This window comes from Paraburkholderia sp. RL17-347-BIC-D (assembly GCF_046027915.1).
Taxonomy (GTDB): Bacteria; Pseudomonadota; Gammaproteobacteria; order Burkholderiales; family Burkholderiaceae; genus Paraburkholderia.
The window spans coordinates 90,507-114,326 of the sequence record NZ_JARESS010000024.1; the positions used below are offsets into that span (position 1 = coordinate 90,507).

The window sequence follows — 23,820 nt, forward strand, 5'->3', positions numbered from 1 at the left end:
CAAGCGCGGTTTTCCCGATGCGCGTACGCTCGGAATTACGGGTTCGAACCTGCGAACGCCCGCTGCGCCTTGGTGGGCGGGCCGCTTTCCTTTTATGGGTCTTTCCGCTAGGATCGAAAAACATCGATGCATTACCAGCTTAGCGGGCATTACGGGAGACAAATCATGCGAGTCAGCGACATCCTCAAAGTCAAAGGCAACACCCTATTCACGGTCACGCCGGATACCACGCTGCACGACGCAGTCAATGCCATGGCCGAGCACGACATCGGCTCGCTGGTGGTGATGGAATACGGCGACCTCGTCGGCATGCTGACGTTTCGCGAAATCATTCTGACGCTGAGCGAGAACGGCGGCAGCGTCGGCACCTCCACGATCCGCAAGGTCATGGACGACCATCCGCTCACCTGCACGCCGGAAACGGATGTCAACGAAGTCCGCCGCATGATGCTCGAACATCACGTGCGTTATCTCCCGGTGATGGAAAGCCGCACGCTGATGGGTGTGATCTCGTTCTACGACGTCGCCAAGGCGGTGGTCGAAGAGCAGGGTTTCGAAAACCGCATGCTCAAGGCATATATCCGCGACTGGCCGGAAGAACAGCAGGACCAGCAGCCGGCGCGTTAATGCGCGGCGATTCACTGCGACGCGCTAGCCGTTGCTGTGAGCGCGAAGAGGCAGTCAAGGCGCGCGCGAAAGCGTGCGCTTTTTTTGTGTCCGGCGCTGGGTTTGGCCTCATGTCCTGCTTTGTATCCAGTTCTTGGGCTGGCTTGATGTCAAAGCCGGTGCGAGCTTGCGTGATCGCTTTGCAGTCCGGCGCCGGGTGCTGCCCGCTGACCCGCCCGCGCGCGAAACCGCGCATGGAGCTTACTTCTTTGTCGTTCTTCTAGCCTGTTCACGGAACTTCATGAGCGATCGTCCGTTACCTGCCGCCCGCCGCGCCGCCCGTCAACAAGAAGCGCACGAATCCCAGTTCCGGCTGCTCGGCCAGCGTCGCTTCGCGCCGTTTTTCTGGACCCAGTTCCTCGGCGCGATGAACGACAACGTGTTCAAGATCGGCTTCACGTCGCTCGTCACGTATCAGGCGGCGCGCTTTTCCGGAGTCGATCCGAAAACGGCAGCGTTCCTGATCTCGGCCATCTTCATTCTGCCGTTTGTGCTGCTGTCGGCCACCTCCGGCCAGATCGCCGACAAGTACGACAAGGCGATGCTCACGCGCTTCGTCAAGAGCTTCGAAATCGTGGTGATGCTGATCGGCGGCGCGGGTTTCTGGCTGCATAGCGCGCCGCTTTTGTACCTGTGCACGTTTCTCATGGGCGTCCATTCCACCGTGTTCGGACCGGTCAAATACTCGTACCTGCCGCAGCATCTGTCGAAGGCGGAACTGGTCGGCGGTAACGGCATGGTCGAAATGGGCACCTTCGTGGCGATCCTGATCGGCACGATCGTCGGCGGCGTGGGCGCCGGTTTCGTCGAACACGGCGCAGTGGTGCTCGCCTGCGCGTGCGTCGCGATCGCGGTTGTAGGGCGCGCGGTGTCGAGCTTCGTGCCGCTCACGCCGGCGCCGCAAGCCGATCTGCGCATCAACTGGAATCCGGTCAGCGAAACGTGGCGCAACCTCAAGCTGGCACACGAAAACCGCACCGTGTTTCTGAGTCTGCTCGGCATTTCCTGGCTGTGGTTCGTCGGCGCGATCTTCCTGTCGTCGTTTTTCAGCTTCGCGAAAAATGTGCTGTCCGCCGATCCGGACGTCGTGACCGTCCTGCTCGGCACCTTCTCGATCGGCATCGGCCTTGGCTCGCTGATGTGCGAAAAGCTCTCGAAGCGGCGCATCGAAATCGGCCTCGTGCCGCTCGGCTCGATCGGCATGAGCGTGTTCGCGATCGATCTGTTTTTCGCGAGCCACGCGCTGCCGCTGCCGGGGCATCTGCTGAGCGTCGGCGAGTTCATCGTGCGGCCGGCCCACTGGCGCGTGCTGGCCGATCTGTTCCTGCTCGCCATGTTCGGCGGCCTCTACAGCGTGCCGTTGTATGCGCTGATCCAGAGCCGCAGCCAGCCGAGCCACCGTGCGCGCATCATCGCGGCGAACAATATTCTGAACTCGCTGTTCATGATCGTTTCGTCGCTGATGGCCGTCGCCCTGACCTCGGCGGGCTTCAGCATTCCGGCGATTTTCCTCGTCACCGCGCTGCTCAATATCGTCGTGGCGACCTACATCTACTCGCTCGTGCCGGAATTTCTGCTGCGCTTCATCGCCTGGGTGCTGGTGCACACGTTCTACCGGATTCGCCTCGTGCATGCCGAGCGGATTCCGGAAGAGGGCGCGGCCGTGCTCGTGTGCAACCACGTGAGTTTCGTGGACGCGATCGTCATCATGGCCGAGAGCCCGCGGCCGATCCGTTTCGTGATGGACCACGAGATCTTCAAGACGCCGTTCGCCGGCTGGGTGTTCCGTCACGCGAAGGCGATTCCGATCGCGCCGGCGCATCAGGATGCGCAGATGCTGACGCGCGCCTATGAGCGCTGCGCGCAGGCGCTTGCCGAAGGCGAACTGGTTTGCATCTTTCCGGAAGGCAAGCTCACCCGAACCGGCGACATGAATCCGTTCCGTCACGGCGTGACCGAGATCATCCGGCGCACGCCGGCGCCGGTCATTCCGATGGCGCTGCGCGGCCTGTGGGGCAGCGTGTTTTCGCGCGCCAACGACGCGCGCTGGCCGCGGCCGATCCATAAGGGCGTCATGAGCCGTCTCACGCTGGCGGTAGGCGAGCCGATCGAGCCGGCGTTGGCGACACCTGAAAAGCTGCAGGACATCGTCACCGAGTTGCGCGGGGCGCGGAAGTAGCGCGGCAAGGGCGCTGAAGCTCGGTAGCGGCAGCACGGGAAACGAAAACGTGACCGCACGGGCAGAGAGAGCTTGCGAAAGGTGGCGGCATGACCGCGCGGGCCAGGGCAGGCGGTGCGCAATATCGGCGCGGAAGTTCCCCGCCTTGCGATGTTTTGCGCACCCGCCAGCTGCGTGCCTGATCCGACGACAGGCGACGCAAGCGTCTTGGGTGACTATTCCTACCCGACACAGCGTACGTCCTGACAAGCCGGGTGATCCGTCAGGAAGCGGCCGCACATGCACACCCTGGCCGATGGGCCAAAACGACCGCGCGGCGCGGTCCAGCCGCCACGAGGCTGGCATAATACTGCTTTCCCCGCATTTCTTTGGACGACGCCCATGTCCGGCAACACGCTCGGTACGCTTTTCACTGTCACGACCTTCGGCGAATCGCACGGCCCCGCTATCGGCTGCGTGATCGACGGCTGCCCGCCGGGCATGGCGCTCAGCGAAGCCGACATCCAGTTCGAACTCGACCGCCGCAAGCCCGGCACGTCGCGCCACGTCACGCAGCGCCAGGAAGAAGACAAGGTCGAGATCCTGTCGGGCGTGTTCGAAGGCCAGACCACCGGCGCGCCGATCGCGCTCATGATCCGCAACACGGACCAGCGCAGCAAAGACTACGGCAATATCGCCGACACGTTCCGCCCGGGCCATGCCGACTACACCTACTGGCAGAAATACGGCATCCGCGACTACCGTGGCGGCGGCCGTTCATCGGCACGTCTTACGGCGCCGACGGTGGCCGCGGGCGCGGTCGCCAAGAAGTGGCTGCGCGAGAAGTTCGGCACCGAGATTCGCGGTTATATGGCCGCGCTCGGCGAGATCGACGTGCCGTTCGTCGACTGGGTGCACGTGCGCGAGAACCCGTTTTTTGCGCCCAACGCGGAGATCGTGCCGCAACTCGAAGCGTATATGGACGCGCTGCGCAAGGAAGGCGACTCGATCGGCGCGCGCATCAACGTTGTGGCGTCCGGCGTGCCGGTCGGCCTCGGCGAGCCGCTGTTCGACCGTCTCGACGCGGACATTGCGCACGCCATGATGGGCATCAACGCGGTGAAGGGCGTCGAGATTGGCGCGGGCTTCGCCAGCGTCGCGCAACGCGGTTCGGTGCATGGCGACGAATTGACGCCGGAGGGCTTCGTCGGCAATCACGCGGGCGGTGTGCTCGGCGGTATTTCGACCGGACAGGACGTGACGGTGTCGATCGCGATCAAACCGACTTCGAGCATTCGCACGCCGCGCCGCTCGATCGACAAGGCGGGGCAACCGGTCATCGTCGAAACGTTCGGACGGCATGACCCGTGCGTCGGCATTCGCGCCACGCCGATCGCCGAATCCATGCTCGCGCTGGTGCTGATCGACCATGCGCTGCGCCATCGCGCGCAATGCGGCGACGTCGCCGTCAGCACGCCGAAGATCGCGGCGAGCGCGCCTTAACGGGCCTGTTTCAGGCGTCTCTGTACCTGTTCTGCGTGAGCAGTGCCGTCTCTATGACCGATCTCAATTTCGGGCCGTCAGCGAGCCACCTCGCGGGCCTGCGTGCGCGTGCCGCCGCGCCCGATGCCGCCGCCGGCGATTGCCTGGCGTTCGGTCAGGCGCTGTTGCAACACGCCGGCCGTGACAAGGCGAACCAGCGCGAGGCACTTGCTGCACTGGTGCGCGCCTATCAACTCGATCCTTCCTGCGAACCCACGCTGCTGCATACGATTGCGCAAACGGCCTTCGTGCTACGCGACTGGCCGCTGGTCGACTCGGCCACCAGCCTGCTGCTCTCGCGCGATGCCGAAGACGCCAACGCGCTGATCTGGCGCGCGGCGGCCGTTCAGCAACGCGACGACTTCGCCACGGCCGAGGCGCTGTTGCGTGAAGCGGTGCGTGTCGTTCCCGGCAATCCGGTGGCGCTTCACAAGCTGGCGTTGTGCATCAAGGAGCAGGCGCGGTTCGGCGAGGCCGAGGCGTTGCTGCGGCAAGTCCTGACGCTCTCGCCGGATAATGCCCATGCATTGTTCGATCTGTCGGAACTCGAGATTCGCAGCGGACGCTTTGTCGAAGGCTGGGCGCATTACGAGTCGCGCATCGCGTTTGCCGCAGGCGAACTGAATAACGCGCAGCAGGCGCTCGCGGCGATCAGCGCGCATTGGCAGGGCGAATCGCTTGCGGGCAAAACGTTGGTGGTCTACGGCGAGCAAGGCAATGGCGATTGCCTCTGGGCGGTGCGCTTTCTGCCGCTGCTGGCCGAGCGGGCGCGGCGCGAGGGCGGCCGGGTGATTTTCGGCCATGACGGACCCTTGCGGCATTTATTCGAACGGATGCTGCCCGCCGATTTGCCTCTCGAAACGAGCCTGGAGACACAGCCGGATTTTCACTGCGGGCTGATGAGCCTGCCGCTGCGGCTCGGGATTTTCGGCGCAACGGGATGGGGCGCGCCGTACTTAAGCGCTGATCCAGCGCGTGAGCAGACATGGCGCGAACGAGTCGAAGCGCACACGGCCGGCAGGCAAGGCAATCGCAAGGTCGGGCTGGTGTGGAACGGCAATCCGGACCATGTTCGCGACATGCGGCGTTCGGTGCCTGTCGAGCAAATCGAACCGCTGTTGAACGTGCCTGGCGTGAGCTATTTTGCGTTGTCGCCGGGGCGCGGGGAGACGGTTGCGCAGTGGCGCGCCAAGGGTCTCGGCGTCGTGGATCTGACGCATCATTTTCAGTCCGGCTTCGACGATGTCGCGGCGTTGCAGACGAATCTGGATATGGTGGTTACGATCGACAGCGGGCCCGCGCACCTGGCGGGAGCGCTCGGCGTGCCGACCTGCTTGATGATCGATCACGTGTCCGCCTGGTTTTGGGGCGATGGCTCGCCGGAGACGGCGTGGTACGACTCGGTTGAACTGGTTCGACAGCCGCGCGTCGGCGACTGGGCGCCCGTTGTGGCGAAGGTGCGCGAGCGGATTGAAGCGGTGGGGCGGCGCTGAGTTTTTTGCCTTCACAGCGCGAGCATTCAGAAGCAGGCGCTGCGAAGGCAAGTGAAGCATCGATCACATGTTCGGATAGTTCGGACCGCCGCCACCTTCAGGCGTGACCCACACGATGTTCTGCGTCGGGTCCTTGATATCGCAGGTCTTGCAGTGCACGCAGTTCTGCGCGTTGATCACGAGGCGCTCGCTGCCGTCGTCGTTTTTCACGAACTCGTACACCGCTGCCGGGCAATAACGCGATTCCGGACCGGCATAGGTCTGCCAGTTCACATTCACCGGCACCGACGGATCTTTCAGCGTCAGGTGAGCCGGCTGGTTTTCCTCGTGATTCGTGTTCGAGATGAACACCGAGGACAACCGGTCGAACGTGAGCTTGCCATCCGGCTTCGGATACGTGATCGGCTTGCACTGCGATGCGGGCTTCAGCATTTCGTGATCCGAATGCTGGTGATGCAGCGTCCACGGCACATTGCCGCCCAGCAGCTTCTGCTCGATGCCGACCATCAGCGTGCCGAGGTACAGGCCCTTGCTCATCCACTGCTTGAAGTTGCGCGCGCGATGCAGTTCGGTGTGCAGCCACGAGGTCTTGAAGCTCTCCGGATACGCCGTCAGTTCATCGTTCTGACGCCCAGCCTGCACGGCGTCGAACGCCGCTTCAGCGGCCAGCATGCCGGTCTTGATCGCCGCATGCGAACCCTTGATCCGCGATGCGTTAAGGAAGCCCGCATCGTCGCCGACCAGCGCGCCACCGGGGAACACCAGCTTCGGCAACGACATCAGGCCGCCGGCGGTAATCGCCCGCGCGCCATATGACACACGCTTGCCACCTTCGAGCACCGCGCGGATCGCCGGATGCGTCTTGTAGCGCTGGAATTCCTCGAACGGCGACAGGTACGGATTCGTGTAGCCGAGGCCCACCACGAAACCCACCACCACCTGGTTGTTATCCATGTGATAGAGGAACGAGCCGCCGTAGGTGTCGTTCTCCAGCGGCCAGCCGGCGGTGTGCATCACCAGACCCGGCTTGTGCTTCGCCGGATCGATTTCCCACAGTTCCTTGATGCCGATCCCGTAGACCTGCGGATCGGCGCCTTCGCGCAGCTTGAATTTGTCGTTCAGCTGGCGGCCGAGGTGCCCACGCGCGCCTTCGCAGAACAGCGTGTATTTCGCGTGCAGTTCCATGCCGAGCTGGAAGTTCTCGGTCGGCTCGCCGTCCTTGCCGATACCGAGATTGCCGGTCGCGACACCTTTAACCGAGCCGTCATCGTTGTAGAGGATTTCAGCAGCCGGAAAGCCCGGGAAAATCTCGACACCCAGCGTCTCAGCCTGCTGACCGAGCCAGCGCGTGACATTCGCGAGACTGATCACATAATTGCCGTGATTCTTGAAATTGTCCGGCAGCGCCCAGGTCGGCACGCTCTTCGAACCGGTTTCGGTGAGGAACAGGAATTTGTCTTCGGTCACGTCCACCGTCAGCGGCGCGCCTTTTTCCTTCCAGTCCGGAATCAGTTCGTTGATCGCGCGCGGATCCATCACCGCGCCCGACAGGATATGCGCCCCGATCTCCGAGCCTTTTTCCAGTACGCACACGCCAAGCTCGACGCCTTTTTCCGCCGCCAACTGCTTCAGGCGGATCGCCGCGGACAGGCCAGCCGGGCCGCCGCCGACGATCACGACGTCGTATTCCATCGACTCGCGTGGACCGTATTGCTCAATGAGACTTGCGGGGGTCATTGATGCTCCTCTTACCGTTAGAATGCTTTTTTCGGGTTCGTATTGTGGGCGATGCACACCCGCACTGCAACCAGATGAGCACAGATTAGCACGATCGTTCTATTTCTATGATACGGTATGACCCGTAGTGACGGTCTTACCGCACCCGTCAATCGCATCTGTAACAACAACCGAACAAGGAACGACAATGGGCCGTTCGATCAATCTGGAAGGCAAGGTTGCGCTGATCACCGGCGCCTCGAGCGGGTTGGGAAAGCGCTTTGCTCAAGTGTTGTCGCAGGCGGGCGCCAAGGTCGTACTGGCGAGCCGGCGGACCGAGCGTCTGAAGGAATTGCGCGCCGAGATCGAGGCGTCCGGCGGCGCGGCGCACGTCGTTTCGCTCGACGTGACCGACTACCAGAGCATCAAGTCGGCCGTCGCCCATGCGGAAACCGAGGCCGGCACGATCGACATCCTTGTGAACAATTCGGGCGTGTCGACCACGCAGAAGCTCTCGGAGGTCACCCCCGCCGACTTCGAATACGTGTTCGATACCAACACGCGCGGCGCGTTCTTCGTCGCCCAGGAAGTCGCCAAACGCATGATCATGCGCGGCAACAACGCGCAGAAACCGTCGTACCGGATCATCAATATCGCGTCGATGGCCGGCTTGCGCGTGCTGCCGCAGATCGGCCTGTATTCGATCAGCAAGGCGGCTGTCGTGCATATGACGAAAGCCATGGCGCTGGAGTGGGGCAAACACGGCATCAACGTGAACGCGATCTGCCCGGGCTATATCGACACGGAGATCAACCACCATCACTGGTCGACGGAGCAAGGGCAGAAGCTCGTGTCGATGCTGCCGCGTCACCGCGTCGGCAAACCGGAGGATCTGGACGGACTCCTGCTGCTGCTGGCCGCCGACGAATCGCAGTTCATCAACGGCTCGGTGATTGCCGCCGACGACGGATTCGGGCTCTCCTGAGCGCAAGACGGCGCAGCCGGCGCTCGCGGTTTTAGGTCGTGCCCGCCGGATTAGCGTCCGTTCGAAGAAACTGTTTTACGCGCTCCGGCCTTTCCTGCGCCTGAAGGCGCGCGCTATGTTGATGTTTGTCTCTACGCCGGGTCACGCGCCGGCTTCAACCTGGTTTCAATCCGATAAAGAAGTACGATGAGCGATTTTCACGCAGTTTTCGAGATGTCGATGCCGATCCGCTGGGGCGACATGGACGCCTTCGGCCATGTGAACAACACGGTCTATTTCCGCTACATGGAGCAGGTGCGGATTTCCTGGTTCGAACAGCTGGGGCTGGCCGGCAGCAACGCCGACGGCCAAGGGCCGGTGATCGTCAATGCGTCGATGGAGTTTCTCAAGCAACTGCATTATCCCGGCGACGTGATCGGCCGGATGACGGTGGCCACGCCCGGCCGCAGCAGCTTCGACACGGGTTTCGAGCTGGTGCGCGCCGACGATCCCAACACCGTCTATGCGCGCGGCGCCGCGCGCTGCGTATGGATCGATTACGCGGCCGGCAAGTCGGTCCCCGTGCCGGACATGCTGCGCGAAACCATCGAGCGTGCCGCGCTGGTCAAGGCGGCCTGAGCGGCGATAGATAGGCGAGTCCCGCGTGCTTGCCTGGCGGCGGCTTCAATGCCCGAGCAGGCGCTGCAATAGCTCCGTCGCGTTCCCCGTATCGTATTTGCGCATCAGCCGCGCCCGGTAGACATCGACCGTACGCGGGCTGATATCCAGCACGCGGCCAATCTGCTTGCTGGTTTTCCCCGTCACCAGTTGCGCGGCGATTTCGCGTTCGCGCGGCGTCAGTTCGACCGCCACGCGGCGCGTCGCGCTCAAGTCCTCGAAGGTCCAGACGCCCGCGGCGTGCGGGTCGGCGCGTTCCTGCGCGCGGCCCGTCACGTGGCACCAGAACAATTCCCCGTTGGCCCGCTTCATGATGCGGTCGTCCGCGTAGCTGCCTTGCGCCGTCATGATCGGCGGAATCCGCGCGCCGATCCGCTCGAATTCGTCCGTCGACGGATACAGCACCTGGAACGACTGGCCGAGCAGCGATTCGCGCGTGCAGCCGAAAATCGACGCGAGCTCGTCATTACAGTCTTCGATAATCCGTTCGCGCGACAGCACGAGTCCGATCGGAGCGAGGTGGAACGCGGTTTGGTAATCCAGTGCGGGCATGGGCTGGCGGCAAGTACTTATGTATTTTTGCGTATTGTGCCGCATGGCGCGCCCAGCGTACTCTTTCGAGCACATGACAACGCGGCGAAGCTGTCCGCGGCGGGCATTTGCACGATGCGCAGGGAAACCTGGGCGCACAGCCCGCCGGGGATGACTAGAATGACGTGTCGGGCTCAGGCCCGCGCAACGTCGTACCAGCCGCAACGATCCGAATTCGGGTTTCCATAAAGGAAGGGACATACTGATGAACAAGGTCTATCCAGGCGCCGCCGAGGCGCTGAAAGACATCGTCAAGGACGGGCAGACGTTTGCCGTCGGCGGCTTCGGGCTGTGCGGCATTCCGGAGGCGCTGATCGGCGCACTGCGCGATTCGAAGGTGCAGGGCATCACCTGCATCAGCAACAATGCCGGCGTCGACGGCTTCGGCCTTGGTCTGCTGCTCGAAACACGCCAGGTCAAGAAGATGATCTCGTCGTATGTCGGCGAGAACAAGGAGTTCGAGCGCCAGTATCTGGCCGGCGAACTCGAACTCGAATTCACGCCGCAAGGCACGCTCGCCGAGAAGCTGCGCGCGGGCGGTTCGGGCATTCCGGCGTTCTTCACCAATACCGGCTACGGCACGCTGATTGCCGAAGGTAAGGAAACCCGCCAGTTCGGCGAAAACCACTACGTGCTCGAACACTCGCTGACGGCCGACGTCGCGTTGGTGAAGGCGTGGAAGGCCGACAAATCGGGCAACCTGATCTATCGCCGCACCGCGCGCAACTTCAATCCGATGTGCGCGATGGCCGGCAAGATCACCGTGGCCGAGGTCGAGGAAATTGTCGAAGTGGGCGAACTCGATCCGGACGCGATCCATACGCCTGGCATCTTCGTGCAGCGCATCGTGTTGAATGCGCATCCGGAAAAACGCATCGAACAACGCGTCGTCCGCGCGAAAGGAGACTGATCATGGCATGGACTCGTGACGAAATGGCCGCGCGCGCGGCGAAGGAATTGCAGGACGGCTTTTATGTGAACCTCGGCATCGGCCTGCCGACGCTGGTGGCCAATCACGTGCCGCCGGGCGTCGAAGTGTGGCTCCAGTCGGAAAACGGCTTGCTCGGCATCGGCCCGTCGCCGACCGAAGAGGAAGTGGACGCCGACCTCATCAACGCCGGCAAGCAGACGGTGACCACGCTGCCGGGCTCGTCGATTTTTTCGTCGGCGGATTCGTTCGCGATGATTCGCGGCGGCCACATCAATCTGGCGATTCTCGGCGCGATGCAGATCAGCAAGAAGGGCGATCTGGCCAACTGGATGATCCCGGGCAAGATGATCAAGGGCATGGGCGGCGCGATGGATCTGGTCGCGGGCGTCAAGCGCGTGGTCGTGCTGATGGAGCACGTCGCGAAGGGCGACCAGCACAAGATCCTCGAAGAATGCACGCTGCCGCTTACGGGCGTGGGCGTGGTCGATCAGATCATTACGGATCTCGGCGTGATCGACGTCACGGACGACGGGCTGAAGGTGACCGAATTGGCGCCGGGCGTGAGCGTCGACGAAATCAAGGCGAAGACGGGCGCGCCGCTCGATGTGAGCGCAGTGAGTTAAATGGCGTGCAATGAGGCCGTCTGAAGCGGTTTGAGGCTGGTTGAGGCCGGTGTGTGGCCGATCGGCTGGTGTGAGCGGAAGGCGGCCGCAAGGCGGTTCCGAGGCGGGCGAGGCGTGAGTCTCGCCCGTTTTGTTTTCTGCGGAGCACTTCGTTCAGATGCGTCCTATGCCTTTCGGCCGACTCTTGCCGCGCGGCAAAGCGGTTTACAATCGTTTGAAGATTGGACGCATATCGATCCCTGCTGTGCCCAAGCCAAATCCGCAGCGCTTTTGCAAGGAACCCAGATGACCGAAATCACGTCGGCTTCCACCGCCGGGCGGCTCGCGCCGCGTCAACGCTACGTGCAGTGCGCGAGCGCCGGTGGCTTGCACCGCATCGCCTACACCGAGTGGGGCGACCCGGCCAATCCGCGCGTGCTGCTGTGCGTGCACGGCTTGACTCGCTCAGGGCGCGATTTCGACCGCGTCGCGGAGGAATTTGCCGGCACTTACCGCGTGGTGTGTCCGGATGTCGCGGGGCGGGGCTTGTCATCGTGGCTGGCCAACCCCAACTTGTACATGGTGCCGCAATACGTCGCCGACATGGTCACGCTGATTGCGCGGCTGAATGTCGAAACAGTCGACTGGTTCGGCACGTCGATGGGCGGCCTGATTGGGCTTGGGCTCGCCGGTCTGCCGGAAACGCCGATCCGCAAGATGTTGTTGAACGATGTCGGTCCGCATCTGGAGCCGGCTGCGGTGCAGCGCATCGGCGACTATCTCGGCAAGCCGGTGCAGTTTGAAACACTGCAGCAAGGCATCGACTACGCGGCCTTGCTCGCACAGACTTTCGGCCCGCTCACGCCGGACGAGTGGCGCGAGATCAACACGCCGCTTCTGCACGAGCAGGGCGGCAAGTGGCTGTTCCGTTACGACCCGCGTATCGCGCAGCCCTTTACCGCGGCCACCGAGGAAGCGTCCAAACTCGGCGAGGCCGCGCTGTGGCATTCGCTGGCGTCGTTCCAGGGGCCGGTGCTGGTGGTGCGCGGCGAGCTATCCGATCTGCTCTCGCGTGAAACCGTCGCGAAGATGGTCGAGACCGGGCGCGCCGTGTCGAGTGCGGAAATCCCAGGCGTTGGGCATGCGCCGGCGTTTTTGTCGGCCGATCAGATCGACATCGCCAGGCAGTTCTTTATCGGACCGGCCGCCGACGCGTCATAATATGCAGTTCCGCGCCGCGTCCTTGACGGGGCCCGATGCGGAACGCATCTCCGATCAATTTTCAAACCAACTCAGGATTCGTCATGGCAGTCATTCGTCACCACGTCGGCAAGCGCCTCTCGGAAATCGCCGTGCACAACGGCACCGTGTACCTCGCGGGCCAGATCGCCGAAGACGCGGATCAGGACATCACGGGTCAGACGCGCGAAGTGCTCGGCCACATCGACCGTCTGCTGGGCGAAGTGAACAGCGACAAGTCGCATTTGCTGTCGGTGCAGATCTACATCGCGGACATGGTGCATTTCGCCGGCATGAACGCCGTGTGGGACGAGTGGGTCGCGCAAGGCGCCACGCCGCCGCGCGCTACCGTCGAAGCGAAGCTCGCCAATCCGAAGTGCCTGGTCGAAATCTGCGTGGTCGCTGCACAGCGCAGCTAAGCGGGCACGTGTTGTTGAAATTCCGTTGAATCGTCTGGCCCGGTGGGCCGTCGCACCATGAATACCGAAACTGTTACGAGCACGCCGAACCCACTTCCTTCTTTCGATGAAGCGATGGCGTTCGTGCGCGAACATGCGGGCGAGGTGCGGCTGTCGTCGGGCGAAATGCTGGCGGATCACGCGGCGGGTACGGCGTCGATCATGCGCACGCTCAACGTCGATCCGCCAGCGGTACTGGCGGCGGCGTTGTTTGCGTTGACGCCGCATCTGCAAGACCCGGAGCGCGTGATCGCCGACAACTTCGGCGAAGAAGTCGCGCAACTGGTCGGCGACGTGCGCAAGTTGTTGCGTCTCGGCACCGTGAGCTTGCGTGCCGCGCAGAACGCCATGCCCGAAGCCGGCCGCGATGCGCAAGCTGCGCGCCGCGCGCAGGTCGAGGCGTTGCGCAAGATGCTGCTCGCCTTCGCTCAGGATATTCGGGTGGTGCTGATCCGGCTTGCGTCGCGCCTGCAATCGCTGCGTTACTACGCGGCGGCGAAAATCACGCCTTCACCGGACGTGGCGCGCGAGACGCTCGATATCTATGCGCCGCTCGCCAACCGTCTGGGCATCTGGCAGTTGAAGTGGGAGCTCGAGGATCTCGCGCTGCGCTTCGAAGAGCCGGTTACTTATAAGCGCATTGCCAAGCTGCTCGACGAGAAACGCGTCGAGCGCGAGAGCTATGTCGCGCAGGCTATCGAACGCTTGCAAAAGGAATTGGCCGCGGCGCATATTCGCGCTGAAGTGAGCGGCCGGCCGAAACACATCTACAGCATCTGGCGCAAGATGCGCGGCAAGGAGCTGGACTTCGCCGAGCTCTATGACGTGCGTGCATTTCGGGTGATCGTGCCGGACATCAAGGATTGCTACACGGTGCTTGGCATCGTGCACAACCTGTGGCAGCCGGTGCCGAAAGAGTTCGACGATTACATCTCGCGGCCGAAGCCGAATGGCTACAAGTCGCTGCACACGGTGGTGATCGGCGACGACGGCCGCGCGTTCGAAGTGCAGATCCGTACGCAGGAAATGCATCAGTTCGCCGAATACGGCGTGGCTGCGCATTGGCGCTACAAGGAAGCCGGCACGCGTGGTTACGGCGGCCAGTTCGCCGCCAACGAGAAGTACGACGAGAAAATCGCGTGGCTGCGTCAACTGCTCGCGTGGAAAGACGAAGTCTCCGAGGGTGAGCATGGCGAGAAGCGCGCGGCGCAGCCGTGGGAGCAACTGCGCCAGGCCACACTCGACGACGACCACATCTATGTGTTGACGCCGCAGGCACGGGTGATTCCGTTGCCGCATGGCGCGACGCCCGTGGATTTTGCTTATCACTTGCACAGCGAGTTGGGACATCGTTGCCGTGGCGCGCGCGTCGATGGCGCGATGGTGCCGCTCAACACGCCTTTGCAAAACGGTCAGACAGTCGAGATCGTCGCGGTGAAGGAGGGTGGGCCGTCGCGCGACTGGCTCAACCCGCAACTCGGCTATCTGCAAAGTCCGCGCGCGCGGCAGAAGGTGCGCGCGTGGTTCAACGCGGTCGAAGTGCAGGAACATATCGCGAGCGGCCGCGCGATGGTCGAAAAGACCTTGCAGCGCGAAGGCAAGACCTCGGTCAATCTCGATCAGCTTGCGGCCAAGCTCGGCTTCAAGACTACCGACGATCTTTTCTCGGTAGTGGGCAAGGAAGAATTCAGTTTGCGGCTCGTCGAGCAGGCGCTGCACGATGCGCCGCCGCCGGAACCCGTGGTCGAAGCGCCGGAGCAATTCGAGAAGCGTAGCAGCGGCGCGAGCGTGGCGCGCGGCGCGTCCACGGGTGTGCTGGTGGTCGGTGTCGATGCGTTGCTCACGCAACTCGCGCGCTGTTGCCGGCCTGCGCCGCCCGACGATATCTGCGGCTTTGTCACGCGCGGTAAAGGCATGTCGATTCACCGCAGCGATTGCCCGACGTTCCTGCGCATGGCCGACCGGGCGCCGGAGCGCGTGTTGCAAACGGCTTGGTCGGCGGAGGTGATGAGCGGCCGCGGCCAGTCGGTTTATCCCGTCGATCTTTCGATCGACGCAACGGATCGGCAGGGTTTGCTGCGCGATATTTCCGAAGTGTTCGCGCGCGAAAAGATGAATGTGATCGGCGTGAAGACGCAGACGCGCCGTAACGCTGCGTTCATGCAATTTACCGTCGAGGTGTCGAGTGCGGCGCAGATTCAGCGCGCGTGCACGTTGCTCGGCGAGGTCACAGGGGTGGTGCGCGCTTCACGCAAGAGTTGATGCGTGTGCGACGCGCGCATGGCCCGTCGACGTATCCGCTGGACGTGAGTAGAAATTTAAAGTCGGTGCATAAAAGTACTTGCCAAGCAGTGTGGGGCTCCATATAATCTCGTTTCTTCAGGCTCGTAGCTCAGCTGGTTAGAGCACCACCTTGACATGGTGGGGGTCGTTGGTTCGAGTCCAATCGAGCCTACCAACGAAAGAGAAATTCCGGTTTTACCGGGGTTTCGCAAGCTGCAGCAAGCGCCTTTGGCGCAAAAGGCGAATACGGTTATGACACCGCGAACGTTGACCGAAACCACTTCGGAGCGACGCTAGTCGAGGACCACTTTCGCCAATGTAGTTTGCAGGAAATGTGAATGCGGCCCCTCGAAAGTGGGGCCGCATTTTTTTTGGCTTATTTGATGGTTGTATGTGCCGCCGCCGGTCGGCACCACGGAGAACGCAATGGTTTCGATACGTCTGCCTGACGGTTCTGTTCGACAGTACGAGCATCCGGTGACGGTCGCCGAAGTGGCCGCCTCGATCGGCCCCGGCCTCGCGAAAGCCGCGCTCGGCGGCAAGATCGATGGTGAGCTGGTCGATACGTCCGCGCTGATCGACCGCGACGTGGCGCTCGCCATCGTCACCGAGAAAGATGCAGACGGCCTCGATATCATCCGCCACTCCACGGCTCACTTGCTCGCGTACGCGGTGAAGGATCTGTATCCGGAAGCGCAGGTCACGATCGGCCCGGTCATCGACAACGGCTTTTACTACGACTTCGCGTATAACCGTCCCTTCACGCCGGAAGATCTCGAGAAGATCGAAAAGCGCATGCAGGAACTCGCGAGGAAAGACGAGCCGGTTTCGCGCCGCGTGGTGTCGCGCGACGAAGCGGTGGACTACTTCAAGAGCATCGGCGAAAAGTACAAGGCCGAGATCATCGAATCGATTCCCGCCACCGACGAAATCAAGCTGTACTCGCACGGCGGCTTCACGGATCTGTGCCGCGGCCCGCACGTGCCGTCCACCGGCAAGCTGAAAGTCTTCAAGCTGATGAAGGTCGCGGGCGCGTACTGGCGCGGCGATTCGAAGAACGAACAATTGCAGCGCATCTACGGTACGGCCTGGACGAAGAAGGAAGACCAGGAAGCGTATCTGCACATGCTCGAAGAGGCGGAGAAGCGCGACCACCGCAAGCTCGGTAAGCAACTCGATCTGTTCCACATGCAGGACGAGTCGCCGGGCATGGTGTTCTGGCATCCGCGCGGCTGGACGCTGTGGCAGCAGGTCGAGCAATACATGCGCCGTCGCGTGAACGACGCGGGCTACCTCGAAATCAAGACGCCGATGATCATGGACCGTTCGCTCTGGGAAGCGTCGGGCCACTGGCAGAACTATCGTGAAAACATGTTCACGACGGAATCGGAAAAGCGCGACTACGCGATCAAGCCGATGAACTGCCCGGGTCACGTGCAGGTGTTCAACCACGGTCTGCGCTCGTATCGCGATCTGCCGCTGCGCTACGCTGAATTCGGCTCGTGCCACCGCAATGAATCGTCGGGTGCGTTGCATGGGCTGATGCGCGTGCGCGGTTTCGTGCAGGACGACGCGCACATTTTCTGTACCGAAGACCAGTTCATCAGCGAATCGATCGCGTTCAATACGCTGGCGATGAGCGTCTACAAGGACTTCGGCTTCGACAATGTCGAGATCAAGCTGTCGCTGCGCCCGGACGCGCGCGCCGGTACGGACGAGACGTGGGATCGCGCGGAGCAGGGTCTGCGCGAGGCGCTGACGGCCTGCGGCGTGACGTGGGAAGAGTTGGCGGGCGAGGGGGCGTTCTATGGCCCGAAGGTCGAATACCACATCAAGGACGCGCTTGGCCGCTCGTGGCAATGCGGCACGTTGCAGCTTGATATGGTGCTGCCGGAGCGTCTGGGCGCCGAATACGTCGCCGAAGACAACAGCCGCCGCCGCCCGATCATGCTGCATCGGGCAATCGTCGGATCAATGGAGCGATTCCTCGGCATTCTGATCGAGCACCACGCCGGTGCAATGCCCGCATGGCTCGCGCCGATGCAGGTCGTCGTGATGAATATCGCGGAAAGTCAGGCCGAATATGCGAAATCTTTAGCCCAATCGTTGCAAAAACAAGGGGTTAGAGTAGAGGCCGATTTGCGCAACGAGAAGATTAGCTATAAAATACGCGAGCACACGCTGGAAAAGGTGCCGTACCTGCTTGTGGTCGGCGACAAAGAGCGTGAAGCCCAAACGGTAGCCGTGCGTGCCCGTGGTGGTGTCGATCTGGGTGTAATGCCTCCCGACACTTTCATTGAGCGTCTGCGCCAGGACGTGCAGTCGTTCAATTGAGCCACTTGCAGCCCGGCTCGTTTTTTAATTTTTTAGAGGAAACGTAACATCGCTACTGATAAGTCTGCGCACCGCATCAACGGTGAAATTACGGCACCCGAGGTGCGTCTGGTCGGCGTCGAGAACGAACCACTCGGCATCGTGAAACTCGCTGATGCGTTCCGCATGTCGGAACAGCAAGACGTGGATCTGGTCGAAATCGCTCCGCAAGCGGTTCCGCCGGTTTGCCGCTTGATGGACTACGGCAAGTTCAAGTACTCGGAAGCGAAGAAGCAACACGAGGCCAAGCTGAAGCAGAAGATCGTTCAGGTCAAGGAAGTCAAATTCCGCCCGGGCACGGACGACGGCGACTACAACGTCAAGCTGCGCAACCTCATCCGCTTCCTCGACGACGGCGACAAGACGAAAATCACGTTGCGTTTCCGCGGCCGCGAAATGGCTCACCAGGAAATCGGTATGCGCATGCTCGAGCGCCTGCGCACGGATCTCGACGAAGTCGGTCAGGTCGAGCAGATGCCGAAAATGGAAGGGCGCCAGATGATCATGGTGCTCGCTCCGAAGAAAAAGAAGTAACTGGCTGGAGCGGTGGCGCGCCATGTGGTGCGCGCTCCGGTTGTGAAAGATTGAAATGATGCGGCGCCGGGTGTCCGGTGCGGTGTCAGCAGGTTTCGGAACGACGTGTGTACAATGCGCGTCGTTTCCCGAAAAGCGGCTGCCGGCGGTTCAGGCGGTCTGCATACCAAGTGGAGTGGGTTTCGAAGGGCGGGTAATGGCCAACTGGCCGACCGCACACCCATATCCATCAAATAATGGAGTTGTCATGCCGAAGATGAAGACCAAGAAGAGTGCTGCAAAGCGCTTCGTGGTGCGTCCGGGCGGTACCGTCAAGCGCGGTCAAGCCTTCAAGCGCCACATTCTTACCAAGAAGACCACCAAGAACAAACGCCATTTGCGCGGTTCGACGGCAGTTCATGAAGCAGATATGAACTCCGTGCGCGCAATGCTGCCGTTCGCTTAACCCTTAACCGAAACTCATAGGAGCGAAACATGCCTCGAGTAAAACGTGGGGTTACCGCACGGGCCCGTCACAAGAAGATCATCAAGCTGGCCAAGGGTTACCGCGGCCGTCGCAATAACGTCTATCGCATCGCCAAGCAGGCGGTCATGCGCGCAGGCCAATACGCCTACCGCGATCGCCGCAACAAGAAGCGTGTGTTCCGTGCATTGTGGATCACGCGTATCAACGCGGCGGTGCGTCAGCACGACATGACGTACAGCGTGTTCATCAACGGCCTGAAGAAGGCTTCGATCGAACTCGACCGCAAGGTGCTGGCCGACATGGCTGTGTTCGACAAGGCTGCTTTTGCTGCGATCGTTCAGCAGGTGAAAGCCGCCGTTGCAGCCTGATTGCGCTTTTGGCAATTAACACTGCGTGGTTCGTTGCAGCGAAGATCCGGTAGTCTCGGTGACGTTGCAGCAAAAACGGGGCTCCTCACCGAGCCCCGTTTTTGTTGGTAGAACCAGTTTTGCTTCGATTGAACACTGACGTTGAAATGATGGGATCAATGGATCTGGACCAGATTGTCGCCGACGCGCAAAAAGCCTTCGCAGAAGCCTCCGACGTCACCACCCTCGAGAACGAGAAAGCACGCTTTCTCGGCAAATCGGGTGCGCTGACCGAGCTATTGAAGGGCCTTGGCAAACTCGATTCCGAAACGCGCAAGACCGAAGGCGCACGGATCAACCTCGTCAAGCAACAAGTGGAAGCCGCATTGACGGCCCGCCGTCAGGCGCTCGCTGACGCGCTGCTGAATCAGCGCCTCGCCGCTGAAGCCATCGACGTCACGCTGCCGGGCCGCGGCACCGGCGCAGGCAGTCTGCACCCGGTGATGCGCACGTGGGAGCGCGTCGAACAGATTTTCCGCACGATCGGATTCGACGTGGCCGACGGCCCCGAAATCGAAACCGACTGGTACAACTTCACCTCGCTGAACAGCCCGGAAAATCATCCGGCGCGTTCCATGCAGGACACCTTCTACGTCGACGGCAAAGATGCCGACGGCCGCCAACTGCTGCTGCGCACGCATACCAGCCCGATGCAGGTTCGCTACGCGCGCACCAATACGCCGCCTATCAAGGTGATCGTGCCGGGCCGCACCTACCGTGTGGACAGCGACGCGACGCATTCGCCGATGTTCAACCAGGTCGAAGGCCTGTGGATCGACGAGAACATCAGCTTCGCGGATCTGAAGGGCGTCTACACCGACTTCCTCAAGAAATTCTTCGAGCGCGACGACATTCTCGTGCGCTTCCGTCCGTCGTATTTTCCGTTCACCGAACCGTCGGCCGAGATCGACATGTTGTTCGAAACGGGCAAGAACGCCGGCAAGTGGCTCGAAATTTCGGGCTCGGGCCAGGTTCACCCCACGGTGATCCGCAACATGGGCCTCGACCCGGAGCGTTACATCGGTTTTGCTTTCGGCAGCGGCCTCGAGCGACTCACCATGTTGCGTTACGGCGTGCAAGACCTGCGTCTGTTCTTCGAAAACGACCTGCGGTTCCTGCGTCAATTCGCCTGAACCGGCGCGTACGAACGCGTCAAGCATTGAGCGCGGCAAGGCACGCAGTGCATGCCGCCACAGCGTCCCCGGCAGTGACCGGCGATTCTCACGAACACCGAGTCACGCCAGGCACTGCCGGACGTGGACCTAACCTGATCAGAACGTACACAGAACCATGCAATTCCCGGAATCCTGGCTGAGAACTTTTGTCGATCCGCAACTGACGACCGATGAACTGTCGCACGCGTTGACGATGGCGGGTCTCGAAGTCGAAGACCTGCGGCCGGCCGCGCCGCCGACTTCGAAGATCGTCGTCGGCCAGGTGCTGGAAGTCGTCAAGCACCCGGACGCGGACAAGCTCAACGTGTGTCAGGTCGACGCCGGCACGGGCGCGACGCTGAACATCGTGTGCGGTGCGCCGAACGTGGCGCCCGGCATCAAGGTGCCGGTCGCGCTGGTTGGCGCGCAACTGCCGCCGGCCGAAGAAGGCGGTACGCCGTTCGCGATCAAGCTCTCCAAGCTGCGCGGCGTGGAAAGCCAGGGCATGCTGTGCTCGGCACGTGAACTGAAGCTCTCCGAAGATCATAGCGGCCTGATGATCCTGCCGGACGATACACCGATCGGCCAGGACATCCGCGAAACGCTCAATCTCGACGACACCGTTTTCGAGATCAAGCTGACGCCGAACAAGGCGGACTGTCTGTCGGTGTTCGGCGTGGCGCGCGAGACTTCGGCGATCACCGGCGCGCCGCTGCGCCCGCTCGAGATCAAGCCGGTCGAAGTGAAGCTCAACGAGACGCTGCCCGTCAAAATCTCGGCGCCCGATCTGTGCGGCCGTTTCTCGGGCCGTGTGATTCGCGGCGTGGATGCACGCGCCAAGTCGCCGCACTGGATGGTCGAGCGTCTGGAGCGTTCGGGTCAGCGCAGCATCTCCGCGCTCGTCGATATCTCGAACTATGTGATGCTCGAATTGGGTCGTCCGTCGCACGTGTTCGATCTCGACAAGATCCATGGCGGCATGGACGTGCGCTGGGGCCGCAAGGGCGAAACGCTCAAGCTGCTGAACGGCAACACGGTCGAGCTCGATGAAACCGTTGGCGTGATCGCCGACGAGCAGCACATCGAAAGCCTCGCGGGCATCATGGGCGGCGACAGCACGGCGGTCACGCTCGACACCACCAACATCTATCTCGAAGCCGCGTTCTGGTGGCCCGACAGCATTCGCGGCCGCTCGCGCAAATACAACTTCTCGACCGACGCGGGCCATCGCTTCGAGCGCGGCGTCGACTACGCGACCACCGTCGATCATATCGAACGCATCACGCAACTGATCCTCGACATCTGCGGCGGCGAAGCCGGCCCGGTCGACGATCAGGTCGTCAACGTGCCGAAGCGCGAGCCCGTGAAGATGCGTGTCTCGCGCGCGAATCGCATCATCGGCATCAAGATCGACGCGGAGGAAATCGCGCAGATTTTCACGCGCCTCGGCCTGTCGTTCGAGCGTGATGAAGATACGTTCTCGGTGATACCGCCGTCGTATCGCTTCGATATCGAAATCGAAGAAGACCTGATCGAAGAAGTCGCGCGTATTTACGGCTTCGAGAAAATTCCCGCACGTCCGCCGGTCGCGACCAGCGAGATGCGAGCGACCAACGAAACGCAGCGTTCGATCCACGTGATCCGTCACGCGCTCGCGGCGCGCGACTTCGCGGAAACGGTGAACTTCAGTTTCGTCGATGCCGAGTGGGAACAGGACTTCGCCGGCAACGACAAGCCGGTACGTCTGCTGAATCCGATTGCAAGCCAGCTGTCGGTGATGCGCACCACGCTGTTCGGCAGCCTGATCCACGTGCTGCGTACGAATCTGAACCGCCGCGCGGCGGATCGCGTACGCGTGTTCGAAGCCGGCCGCGTGTTCCTGCACGATCCGTCGATCAAGGCCGGTGAACTGACGGTCGAAGGATTCGCGCAGCCGAAGATGATCGGCGGCCTCGCGTACGGTCCCGCGCTCGAAGAGCAGTGGGGCGCGGCGACGCGCACGGTCGACTACTTCGACGTGAAGGGCGATCTGGAAGCCGTGCTGGCACCGGCGGTCGCGCGCTTCGTGAAAGCGGAACATCCGGCGCTGCATCCGGGACGCAGCGCGCGTATCGAACTGAATGGCCGCGCAGTCGGCTGGATTGGCGAATTGCATCCGCGCTGGATGCAAAAATATGATTTACCGCATGCGCCGATTCTGTTTGAAATCGAAGCGGAAGCATTAATGCAGCGCGTATTGCCCACTCCGTCGGAAGTGTCTAAATTCCAGCCGGTGCGTCGTGATATTGCCGTGGTCGTCGATCAGAAAATCGAGGTTCAGGCACTGCTGGACGAGCTTCAGAAGGCCCAGTCCGAACCCGCCTGCAAGACTGTTCAGAAGGTTGCGCTTTTCGACGAATTCCGTCCAAAATCAAACACTTCCGGTGGTCTGGCCGCTCACGAGAAAAGCCTTGCGTTCCGTGTGACCTTGCAAGATACTGGCGGAACCCTTCAGGATGAAACGGTCGATCTGGCCATTCAAACTCTGGTGGAACGTCTGGCTCGAGTATATGGCGCACGGTTGCGCGGATAACCCGCATTTAACAATTGCACGGCTGTTTCCGCATCCATTGTTTTCTGCTTGGCGCGCCATTTGATAGATATGAATGAAATGAACTCGAGTGATTTCGAAGCCCTTCTTACGGCGCAACGCAGCGCCATGATTCGCGAAATTCCGACATCACCCGCCGTCGTTTCCACTGAAACGCCGACGCTTACCAAGGCGGAACTTGCTGAGTTGCTGTTCGACAATGTCGGGCTCAACAAGCGGGAAGCGAAAGACATGGTCGAAGCGTTTTTCGAGGTGATCCGCGACGCGCTGGAGAGTGGCGACAGCGTGAAGCTGTCGGGGTTCGGCAACTTCCAGTTGCGCGACAAACCCCAGCGTCCCGGTAGAAACCCAAAGACGGGCGAGGCGATTCCGATCGCCGCGCGCCGCGTTGTGACGTTCCATGCGAGTCAAAAGCTGAAGGCGCTGGTCGAGAACGGCGCTGAAGCAAGCTTCACGCGCTGATCGACTGGCGCGTTCCTGCGCAACCCACCACGACGGCTAACTGACGATGACAGCGACGATCGAAAAAGTCGTCTTGCCTCCGATTCCGGCGAAGCGCTACTTCACGATTGGTGAGGTCAGCGAACTATGCGGCGTGAAACCGCATGTCTTGCGCTACTGGGAACAGGAGTTCACGCAGTTGAGGCCGGTCAAGCGACGTGGCAATCGCCGGTATTACCAGCATCATGAGGTGCTGTTGATCAGGCGGATTCGTGAACTATTGTATGAGCAGGGCTTCACGATCAACGGCGCGCGCAACCGGCTCGATTCACATGGCGGCGGGGCGCACGGTGCGCCGGGCGATATGGTCGAGGAAGGCGAGGGCGCAACAATGCCGGCGGCAACCACAGCCGCTGTCACGGTGGACGTCGAGCAGTTGCGCAAGGAATTGCTGAACGTGATCGATTTGCTGGGGCACTAGTTGCCTTTGTTAGCAGAAGGCGGTTCTAATCGAATGAAGTGTCTGTTATAATT

At 61.7% G+C, this 23,820-nt stretch carries 21 protein-coding genes and 1 tRNA gene; 20 read left to right on the plus strand and 2 right to left on the minus strand.

Going from position 1 to position 23,820, the window contains the following annotated elements:
* Positions 1 to 165 precede the first annotated feature (165 nt).
* The 4 genes from P0D96_RS28130 (at position 166) to P0D96_RS28145 (ending at position 5,859) form a co-directional block, all read left to right on the plus strand.
* A complete protein-coding gene (locus tag P0D96_RS28130; RefSeq protein WP_132373686.1) occupies positions 166 to 627 on the plus strand; it encodes a CBS domain-containing protein in 462 nt (153 codons plus the stop codon).
* Positions 628 to 907: 280 nt separating this feature from the next.
* Positions 908 to 2,845, plus strand: coding sequence for an MFS transporter (locus tag P0D96_RS28135; RefSeq protein ID WP_408180611.1), 1,938 nt, complete (start codon positions 908 to 910; stop codon positions 2,843 to 2,845).
* A 381-nt stretch (positions 2,846 to 3,226) separates the two neighbouring features.
* Positions 3,227 to 4,327 carry a chorismate synthase gene (gene aroC / locus P0D96_RS28140; RefSeq protein WP_408180610.1) on the plus strand — a complete coding sequence of 367 codons (1,101 nt, stop codon included), beginning with the start codon at positions 3,227 to 3,229 and terminating at the stop codon, positions 4,325 to 4,327.
* 53 nt (positions 4,328 to 4,380) lie between these two features.
* A complete protein-coding gene (locus tag P0D96_RS28145; protein ID WP_408180609.1) occupies positions 4,381 to 5,859 on the plus strand; it encodes a tetratricopeptide repeat protein in 1,479 nt (492 codons plus the stop codon).
* 63 nt (positions 5,860 to 5,922) lie between these two features.
* On the opposite strand, the gene P0D96_RS28150 is transcribed toward P0D96_RS28145, so the two are convergent.
* A complete protein-coding gene (locus P0D96_RS28150; protein WP_408316697.1) occupies positions 5,923 to 7,596 on the minus strand; it encodes an electron transfer flavoprotein-ubiquinone oxidoreductase in 1,674 nt (557 codons plus the stop codon).
* Positions 7,597 to 7,783: 187 nt separating this feature from the next.
* On the opposite strand from P0D96_RS28150, the gene P0D96_RS28155 reads away from it, so the two are divergent.
* Both P0D96_RS28155 and P0D96_RS28160 read left to right on the plus strand, forming a co-directional pair.
* Positions 7,784 to 8,560, plus strand: a complete 777-nt coding sequence (locus P0D96_RS28155; protein ID WP_132373691.1) for an SDR family oxidoreductase — start codon at positions 7,784 to 7,786, stop codon at positions 8,558 to 8,560.
* Between the two features lie 186 nt (positions 8,561 to 8,746).
* Entirely contained in the window at positions 8,747 to 9,178 is a 432-nt protein-coding gene (locus P0D96_RS28160) for an acyl-CoA thioesterase (protein ID WP_132373692.1), read from the plus strand.
* Between the two features lie 45 nt (positions 9,179 to 9,223).
* Here the strand turns inward: P0D96_RS28160 and P0D96_RS28165 are convergent, their stop codons facing one another.
* Complete coding sequence (locus P0D96_RS28165) at positions 9,224 to 9,769, minus strand: LuxR C-terminal-related transcriptional regulator (RefSeq protein ID WP_132373693.1); 546 nt, start codon at positions 9,767 to 9,769, stop codon at positions 9,224 to 9,226.
* A 244-nt stretch (positions 9,770 to 10,013) separates the two neighbouring features.
* Between P0D96_RS28165 and P0D96_RS28170 the strand changes: the two genes are divergently transcribed.
* From P0D96_RS28170 to P0D96_RS28235, 14 genes are all read left to right on the plus strand, one after another.
* Entirely contained in the window at positions 10,014 to 10,718 is a 705-nt protein-coding gene (locus tag P0D96_RS28170; RefSeq protein WP_028200192.1) for a CoA transferase subunit A, read from the plus strand.
* A gap of 2 nt (positions 10,719 to 10,720) precedes the next feature.
* Positions 10,721 to 11,362: a CoA transferase subunit B gene (locus P0D96_RS28175; protein ID WP_132373694.1), complete on the plus strand. Its 642-nt coding sequence runs from the start codon at positions 10,721 to 10,723 to the stop codon at positions 11,360 to 11,362.
* A 285-nt stretch (positions 11,363 to 11,647) separates the two neighbouring features.
* Positions 11,648 to 12,562: an alpha/beta fold hydrolase gene (locus P0D96_RS28180; RefSeq protein WP_408316699.1), complete on the plus strand. Its 915-nt coding sequence runs from the start codon at positions 11,648 to 11,650 to the stop codon at positions 12,560 to 12,562.
* An 83-nt stretch (positions 12,563 to 12,645) separates the two neighbouring features.
* Positions 12,646 to 12,999: a RidA family protein gene (locus tag P0D96_RS28185; RefSeq protein ID WP_310814448.1), complete on the plus strand. Its 354-nt coding sequence runs from the start codon at positions 12,646 to 12,648 to the stop codon at positions 12,997 to 12,999.
* 57 nt (positions 13,000 to 13,056) lie between these two features.
* The gene (locus tag P0D96_RS28190; protein ID WP_408180050.1) at positions 13,057 to 15,300 is read left to right on the plus strand and encodes a RelA/SpoT family protein; all 2,244 of its coding nucleotides are present in this window, start codon (positions 13,057 to 13,059) and stop codon (positions 15,298 to 15,300) included.
* Positions 15,301 to 15,419: 119 nt separating this feature from the next.
* Positions 15,420 to 15,496, plus strand: a tRNA-Val gene (locus P0D96_RS28195).
* Positions 15,497 to 15,747: 251 nt separating this feature from the next.
* A complete protein-coding gene (gene thrS, locus P0D96_RS28200) occupies positions 15,748 to 17,655 on the plus strand; it encodes a threonine--tRNA ligase (protein ID WP_408291476.1) in 1,908 nt (635 codons plus the stop codon).
* Positions 17,656 to 17,703: 48 nt separating this feature from the next.
* Positions 17,704 to 18,228 (plus strand): translation initiation factor IF-3, encoded by a 525-nt coding sequence (infC, locus tag P0D96_RS28205; protein ID WP_074263967.1) that lies wholly within the window; start codon positions 17,704 to 17,706, stop codon positions 18,226 to 18,228.
* 247 nt (positions 18,229 to 18,475) lie between these two features.
* Positions 18,476 to 18,673, plus strand: coding sequence for a 50S ribosomal protein L35 (gene rpmI / locus P0D96_RS28210; protein ID WP_028200199.1), 198 nt, complete (start codon positions 18,476 to 18,478; stop codon positions 18,671 to 18,673).
* Between the two features lie 29 nt (positions 18,674 to 18,702).
* Positions 18,703 to 19,062 (plus strand): 50S ribosomal protein L20, encoded by a 360-nt coding sequence (gene rplT, locus P0D96_RS28215; RefSeq protein WP_006052502.1) that lies wholly within the window; start codon positions 18,703 to 18,705, stop codon positions 19,060 to 19,062.
* Positions 19,063 to 19,220: 158 nt separating this feature from the next.
* Positions 19,221 to 20,234 carry a phenylalanine--tRNA ligase subunit alpha gene (gene pheS, locus P0D96_RS28220; protein WP_408316701.1) on the plus strand — a complete coding sequence of 338 codons (1,014 nt, stop codon included), beginning with the start codon at positions 19,221 to 19,223 and terminating at the stop codon, positions 20,232 to 20,234.
* Positions 20,235 to 20,391: 157 nt separating this feature from the next.
* Positions 20,392 to 22,827: a phenylalanine--tRNA ligase subunit beta gene (gene pheT / locus P0D96_RS28225; RefSeq protein ID WP_408316703.1), complete on the plus strand. Its 2,436-nt coding sequence runs from the start codon at positions 20,392 to 20,394 to the stop codon at positions 22,825 to 22,827.
* 69 nt (positions 22,828 to 22,896) lie between these two features.
* Positions 22,897 to 23,307 carry an integration host factor subunit alpha gene (locus P0D96_RS28230; protein ID WP_012433735.1) on the plus strand — a complete coding sequence of 137 codons (411 nt, stop codon included), beginning with the start codon at positions 22,897 to 22,899 and terminating at the stop codon, positions 23,305 to 23,307.
* 46 nt (positions 23,308 to 23,353) lie between these two features.
* Positions 23,354 to 23,767, plus strand: a complete 414-nt coding sequence (locus P0D96_RS28235; RefSeq protein ID WP_408316705.1) for a MerR family transcriptional regulator — start codon at positions 23,354 to 23,356, stop codon at positions 23,765 to 23,767.
* Positions 23,768 to 23,820 lie beyond the last annotated feature (53 nt).